The following is a 6,276-nucleotide window of genomic DNA, read 5'->3' as shown; positions in this document are numbered from 1 at the left end:
CCGTACCCGGGTCGGGCGTCGGGTCCGTACCCGGGTCGGGCGTCGGGTCCGTACCCGGGTCGGGCGTCGGGTCCGTACCCGGGTCGGGCGTCGGGACAGGCGTGGGGTCCGCAGCCGGGGCGGGCTCCGCCACATTCGGCTCAGTGGGCCTGTCCTGGGCCTTCTCGCCTTCCTTCGGGCTGTCCTGCAGAGCCTCCGCACTCGCAGACACTTCCGTCGGCACCACGGTCCCGCCGACGGCTGCCGCGTTGCCTGCGGAGACTCCGAGTATTCCTACCGCGATGACGGCAGCGGAGGCCGCCTGAACCATCCGCATCCGCGGCGTTCCGTTCCTCTTACTCATGTTCTATCTCAAGCCCTTCATTCAAAGTGGCGACCGCTGTGGTTCAGCGGCTACCGATGGGAAAGCGCAGTACCCGTACGGGCATCGGGTGCTGTCTGTTTCCGGCGTTAGGCGGCACCGCGGCCGCCTGCCCCACGGGGGTACCTCGTCATCTGGGGACCTGGGCAGCGGACCAGAAGCGACAAGCTCAGTCCCGGCGGGAGAGAGGGACCCGCAGTTCCACACGAAGCCGGATCGAGGTGTCGATAGGAAGCCCGAGACTGGCAAGCCTCAGATCCTTCGCGTACGCCGCGATGAGGTCGAGATCACGCAGCTGGCGCTGGAGCTCGGCAATGGTTGCCTCGTCGAGGTCGGGTAGTTCCTCTTCCTGCTCGGCGAGGTACTCAAGGTGCTCGTCCACAGCGTCCACGGCCCGTCGGCTGGCCCAGACCGCGAAGTCACAGCACTCGAACAGGTAGGCGTGCGCGGCAAAAAGCGTCACGGCCGCCGCGTTGTCGTCCGCGTCCTCGGGACCGTCCTGCCCATCGTTGTGGCAGTACTCGCTGAGCATGTACTCAGCCACACCCCGTTTCACAGCCGTGAAGGCGGTCGAGTCCCCGAGGGAGCCCTCCCACACCGAGTCCAGCAGCGGCCGCAGGCTCATCGTGAACGGCGCCCGGTCCTCTTCGGGCAGTGCTTCATGCCAGCTCATGAGCCGTTCAGCGGCGCCGGCTGCGAACACTCCTCGCTCGCCCGACGACATGGCCGTCAGACGATCCTCCACCGACGCCGACAACTCCTGCCACGTGCTCAAACCGAGCCCCCCGAGTCGAGATACAGGTGAGCTCACGCCCGCCTCGGTGATCATCGCACCCACCGCTGACAACGCTGGAAGGGGCCATCCACCCGTCATTCTCGCGAGCACAACAAAGGGACCTGTCGATCCACACCACATCTGTCTGGGATCGGCGCTGGGCATCAAAGGTTGAACAGCAAGCTCAGCCGACCGCCGCAGCCGGCCCGGCCCGGCCCCGAACCGCGGGACATCGTCCGCGGTCACGTCCATGCGCAGCCGCTTGAAGCGGAGCGGGTGACGGAAGACGCCCCGGTCAACGGCCCGATCGGCGCTGACCTCCGCCACCAGTTCCGGGCGGACCAACACCACGTCCAGAACGTCACGGCTCCCCCACGCCGCCGTGAACCGCACCCCCTCGAAGGGGTGCCCGGGGCCCGCCGCAGTGAGGTACTCGCCAACCTGCCGGGACACCTCCAGGCGCAGCGCTACCGTGCGGCCCACCGCGCGCAGTCGGCCCGCCGCATCGTTGCGGCCCAGGACGAGGAGTCCGGGGCGGGTCAGGGTGCCCGTGACCGCGCCGATGATCGCTTCGGTGGTGTCCCGTCTTCTGATCTTGGTCCACCCTCTGTATCCGGTGAGATAACGGCTGTTCAGGGGCTTGATCACCAGGCCTTCGACGCCGCTTACGTCGGTCCAGGTCTCCAGCCACTCCCGTGCCTTGGCCAAGTCTGTCGTCATCGGGCACAGCGTCCATGGGGCCGTCAGGGCGTGGTCGGTGAACAGTTCCTCCAGCAGTGCGCGCCGCTCCTCGTAGGGGCGTTGCAAGAGCTCCTGGCCGTCCAGTTGCAGGACGTCGAACGCCACGAAGTAGGCCGGCCACCGTGCGGCCAGGGTCGGGGCGCTGCGGCCACGGGTGGCGGCCCGGCGCTGCAACGCCTCGAACGACAGCCGGCCCGCTTCCGGGTCCCAGACGACCAATTCGCCATCGAGGACCAGGCCGGGCGGCAACTGCTCGGCGGCCTCCACCAGATCGGGGAACCGGTCCTGGACCAGCGATCCGCGACGGGTCTGCACCAACACCGCGCCGCCCGGCCGCAGTGAAGACGATGGCCCGATGGCCGTCCAGTTTCTGCTCGTAGGCAACCCCTGCCCGCAGCGCGGCCGGGCCGGGCACCGACTCCGCGGCCTGCGTCAGCATCGGCTCAACCGGCGGTCTGAGCACCATCTCCGGGGCCTCCCTCGCGCTCCCTCTTCCAGGGTCGCCCAGCCCGGCGCGACACGGTCCGACGGCGGCCGCCGCGTCATCCATCCGAGGGGCGCAGCGGGGCCGTCTGGGCCGCTCTGGGGCCTGTGTGGACGATCGCGTTATTCCCCAGGGGGAAGTTCACGTATTTCCCCAGGTCCTGGCTTGAGAGGGCTAGGTTGCGCCGGGCAGCCCCAGGGCCACCATGAGGGCTGAGGAGAGCTCTTCTGCGAACAGGGCCGACCCGGTGAGCGTCTGCCGGATGGCTTCCTCGTCGGGCGTCAGTCCGGCAGCGGCCGACCAGGCGAGAGCGCCGGCCACGGCCGGCTCGATGGGGAAATGCTCCAGAGGTATCTCGTAGCCCTTCGCCGTCTCCCGGTTGAGCAGGCCCTCCCAGCTATTGCCGTCCGGCGTGACAGCCTTGACGAACCCCACATCACTGTCGAGGAAGGACACCATGACGGCCGGTGTCCCCGTTCGCTGGACGAGGTTCGCAAGGCTGCGCCGTCCGGCGTCGGCGAAGTCCGTGACTTGCCAACCCTCCGCCAACGCCTCCGTGTCGTCGATGCCCGTGAATCCGGCTGCCCGCATGAGCTGGTGCAGTTCCCCCGTGGACCGGGTCGTCAATGATCCGCCTGAATTTCCCATGTTCCGCAAGTTAGCCGATGCCTCTGACAAGCCAACTCGTGCCGTTGTGACGTCGCCATGGGAAGCCGGGACGGCGGACCCTAGTGCGCCTTGTCGGTTGTGTTCCTGGGCCGCTTGTTCGGACGGTAGCTGGGCCCGTTCATGATCACCTGGTGGCTGGTGTTGATGAGCCGGTCCAGGAGCGACTCGGCGACGACGGGGTTGGGGAAGAGGGGATACCAGTCGCTGGGCGCCCGGTTGCTGGTAATGATCAGAGACCGTCCCTGCCGCTCGGAGACGAGCTCGTAGAGGTCGTCGGCCTGTGCCGCGGACAGCTGGCGCATGGCGAAGTCGTCGAGGATGAGCACGTCGGGCCGTACGAGTTCACGGATCCGTTTGTCCCAGGTGCGGTCCGCATGGCCGCCGGCGAGGTCCGCGAGGATGCGGCTGGTCTTGGCGAAGCGGACGTGGGCGCCCTGACGGACCGCGAGGTGACCGAGTGCTTGGCGACGTGTGTTTTTCCGACCCCGACCGGGCCGAAGAGGATGACCGACTCGCCGGAGTGGAGCCAGCGCAGGGCACCGAGGTCGCGGATCTGGGCGGCCGGCAGCTTTGAGGAGGCGGTGAAGTCGAACTCTTCCAGGGTGACCTGCTGCTCGAACTTCGCCCGGGCCAGACGCCGTTGAAATGCGACGGTCTCGCGGCGGGTGATCTCGTCCTGGCAGAGGACCTGCAGGAAGTCCAGGTGCCCGAGCTCGCCACCGTGGGCCTGGGCCAGGCGGGCATCGAGGGTTTCCAGCATCCCCGAGAGCCGCAGCGACTTCAGCGACTCACGCAGGGCAGAATCCATCACGCTCATCAGATGCTTCCCTCAGCTTCGCCGTGGACCTGGTCGTCGTGGAGCTCATCCGCCGTCTCGGACGGGGCGACGGAGGCGAACAGCCGCTGGGGCCCGTGGAGGAAGGCAGCGGCTCCCGCGTCCCCGCTCGACTCGGGCTCCGGATCGGTCTCGGTGCCGGCGATCAGGATGCCCTTGATGGTCCGGTAGGACGGATCTCCGACCGCGATGGCCCTCACGCAGGCGGCCTCCAGCCTTGCGTCGCCGTACTTCTTCTTCAGCCCGAGGATCCCCTGGGCGGCACGGAGCCGGTAGAGCGCGTTGACCTCCAGCAGCTGGTCGACCACGGTCCGGCAGGCGTCACCGACCCGGATGCCTGGGTGCGGCACCAGATCGGCGTGCGCATCTGGAACGCGATCTTCTCCGGCGGATAGTCGGTCCTGTCGGTGCGTTTGCCCTGCTCAAGGGCCACATGGGTCTTGACCAGGTCGCCGTCGAGGAAGATCTGCGCCATCGTGGCGGTCGAGCGGACATCGACCCGGCGGCCAATCAGTTTCCAGGGAACCGAGTAGAGAGTGCGGCCGACCTTGACGTGGATGTCCGGCCCGACCACCGCCGTCGACCAACGGGCCAGCACAAACGGAGTGGGCGGCAGCGGCAACAGGGTCTCGGCCTCGACGGCCTCGAACACCGCCATCGGTGCGGCTCCCTGCAACGGCCGACACTGTCGGCGGCCCGCCACCTTCTGACTCCAGGTCACAGCCTCGGCCTGCATGTGCTCGATCGAGGTGAACTCCCGCCCCCGCCAGAACGAGTCCCGGATGTAGGGCATCGGCCGCTCGACCCGCGGCTTGTCCTTGGGCCGGGCGGCGCGGGCCGGATCGACCAGTGCCCCGTAGTGGGTGGCGAGCTCTGCATACGCCTTGTTGATCTTAGGGTCGTAGAGATCGGGCTTGTCGACACCGGTTCGCAGGTTGTCCGGCACGAGCCGGCGCGGGACGCCGCCGAAGTAGCGGAAGGCGGCGACGTGGGCCTCGGTCCAGGCGTGCTGGTGCAGGTAAAGGACCGGGCGGACGAACATGTGCCGCGAGCACGGCAGCACCATCACAAACGCCCAGATCCGGTGCCGCTTTCCGGTCTTCGGATTGGTCCACTGGCCCAGGTGGCCGTAGTCGATCTGAGCCTCCGAGCCAGGCTCAACGTCATCGCGCAAGACCGTGACCTGCGACCTTGCCGTCTCATCGGGGAGCGTGGCGTGCACCCAACGCCGGAACGAGGAGATCGACACGTCCAGCTTGTGCTCGTCCCGCAGCCGCTGGTGGATCGTGGAGACGGTCACCGTCCCCAGCAGGTTCTTGATGTAGTCGCGGTGCTGGTCGATGTCCGGCCAGGTGATCTGTCGCAGTCGCCGGTCAGCGAGTTCGGGGAACCAGCTCTTGATCAGCTTGGCCCAGTCGGCCTCCCGCATCATCGGCCCGCCCGGCGTGATCCCGGACGCCTCCGCCGGCTCCAGGTACTTCCTGATCGTCTTGCGGTCCACCGCCAGCGACGCAGCCAGCTCGCTCTTCGAGCGGCCCGCGTACCAGTGGACATAAATCTCGGTGATGTCGACCACGACGAACATTCTCCTTGCCATCCGGGCTGACCATCGGCCTTCCGAACCACAGGCCCAGGGCCACCCACACGCCTCCGCGATGACCAGGTCCCTCGATCCCGAACTCCGTCGTGCTCATGGCCAATTAGGAGAAGTCGGCATGAGGAATTACATGACGCTCAAACCACCCGAGATGGGGAAAAACGTGAACGCTCACAGCCTGCGTGCGGCACGGTGGCGGCATGCGTCGCTGGTCTCTCCCCCTGCTCCTCACCGCTCTGCTCTCGGCCTCCGGATGCGTCACCGTCACCCCGTCCCCGGCCCGGCCGCGAAGGCCTCGGCCGCCGCGGTGGCCGACCACAAACACCCCGGCCCGGGGCGGCCCGAGCAGCGCGCCGCCGAGCCGGCGGGGCTGCCTCTCTCACCCCTGCCCGGCACCCGCACCGACCTGGCACCGACCGCGCCCGGCCCCGCCCAGGATGCACCCGCAGCCGCGGCGGACCGGCAGAACGCAGGGACGCCCCGACGGACGCACAAGGTGCCCGCCCCGCCGCGCAGGGCCACCCCGCGCAAACCCGCCGCGCACCCGACCGTCAGGGCCAAGACCAGGCCCACGGCGAAGGCCGGCGTCCGTACACCCGCGCCGCGCCGCCCCGGCTACCCGGTACCCGGGGTGCGGGGCGGGGACATGGCCGCGCTGTGCCGCTCCGCGCACGGCGTGACCAGCCCGGCCATCACAGCGCTGTGTCAGCACACCTACGTGTGACTGATTCCCAATGACCGTTGTCAAGCGTCGAGTGTGCCTACTGGGTGGCTGAGGTCGTGCCGATGGCACGGCGGAGCCGCGCCCACAGAG

At 68.5% G+C, this 6,276-nt stretch carries 3 protein-coding genes and 2 pseudogenes; 1 reads left to right on the top strand and 4 read right to left on the bottom strand.

From position 1 onward, the window contains the following. Window positions 1-530 precede the first annotated feature (530 nt). The 4 genes and pseudogenes from ACWGDE_RS34720 to istA all read right to left on the bottom strand — a co-directional run bounded on the left by ACWGDE_RS34720 (window position 531) and on the right by istA (window position 5,441). The gene (locus tag ACWGDE_RS34720) at window positions 531-2,198 is read right to left on the bottom strand and encodes an ATP-dependent DNA ligase (protein WP_453393045.1); all 1,668 of its coding nucleotides are present in this window, start codon (window positions 2,196-2,198) and stop codon (window positions 531-533) included. A 337-nt stretch (window positions 2,199-2,535) separates the two neighbouring features. Next, window positions 2,536-3,009 (bottom strand): hypothetical protein, encoded by a 474-nt coding sequence (locus tag ACWGDE_RS34715; RefSeq protein WP_453393044.1) that lies wholly within the window; start codon window positions 3,007-3,009, stop codon window positions 2,536-2,538. A gap of 80 nt (window positions 3,010-3,089) precedes the next feature. Next, a pseudogene (gene istB / locus ACWGDE_RS34710) lies at window positions 3,090-3,847 on the bottom strand (IS21-like element helper ATPase IstB). Next, a pseudogene (istA, locus tag ACWGDE_RS34705) lies at window positions 3,847-5,441 on the bottom strand (IS21 family transposase). Before istA ends, istB begins: the two co-directional pseudogenes overlap by 1 nt. Window positions 5,442-5,715: 274 nt before the next feature. Here istA and ACWGDE_RS34700 point away from each other — a divergent pair. Beyond that, window positions 5,716-6,186 (top strand): hypothetical protein, encoded by a 471-nt coding sequence (locus tag ACWGDE_RS34700; protein ID WP_453393043.1) that lies wholly within the window; start codon window positions 5,716-5,718, stop codon window positions 6,184-6,186. Window positions 6,187-6,276 lie beyond the last annotated feature (90 nt).

The sequence above is a fragment of the Streptomyces sp. NPDC054956 genome, assembly GCF_053609185.1.
The sequence above is the reverse complement of the archived record's forward strand: the minus strand, read 5'-3'. Positions and strand labels throughout refer to the sequence as shown.

Bases quoted from the DNA above. Each gene is read 5' to 3' on its own strand.
- ACWGDE_RS34715 (WP_453393044.1), bottom strand. From the start codon at position 3,009: ATGGGAAATTCAGGCGGATCATTGACGACCCGGTCCACGGGGGAACTG.
- ACWGDE_RS34700 (WP_453393043.1), top strand. From the start codon at position 5,716: ATGCGTCACCGTCACCCCGTCCCCGGCCCGGCCGCGAAGGCCTCGGCC.